At 55.9% G+C, this 551-nt stretch carries 1 protein-coding gene; it reads right to left on the minus strand.

Annotated elements, in window-relative coordinates:
- Positions 1–551 (minus strand): IS66 family transposase zinc-finger binding domain-containing protein (locus BEB42_RS25940; RefSeq protein ID WP_157942755.1); only part of this gene is annotated, 551 nt, incomplete at both ends.

Raw genomic sequence — 551 nt, forward strand, 5'->3', positions numbered from 1 at the left:
CGGGCAAAGATTTCACTCTGACGATACAGTGGCAGGTGTTCGCAGTATTTTCCCGTTAACACGCGGGCAAGTAATCCGGGGCCCGCGATACCACGCTCTATCGGGCGGGACGGCGCCGGTGCTTCAACGATGCAGTCACATTTTGTACAGGCTTTTTTTACCCGTTCTGTGCGGATCACTTTCAGGGCACTGCTCACCAGTTCCAGTTGTTCTGCACTGACTTCCCCCAGATAATCCAGCTCACCGCCACACTCCGGGCAACAGCTTTCTTCAGGCTCCAGGCGGTTTATTTCGCGGGGCAGATGCTCCGGTAACGGACGACGATGGCGTGACTGTCGCAACTGGCGGGGAACCTGCGGGTCATCCTCTCGCCCACTGTAACGATCGCTGTCCTGTTCGCGTTGCTTCAGCAGGGCCTCAGCCTGTTCAACTTCACGACGCAGTTTTTCAGAACGGGTACCGAACAGCATCCGGCGCAGTTTTTCTATCTGAGCCCGCAGATGTTCTATTTCCCGTTCATCTTCTTCGATCTTTTCTTCGGCACGTGCCAG

It is taken from the genome of Escherichia sp. MOD1-EC5990, from assembly GCF_002965285.1.
Lineage (GTDB): Bacteria > Pseudomonadota > Gammaproteobacteria > Enterobacterales > Enterobacteriaceae > Escherichia > Escherichia coli_F.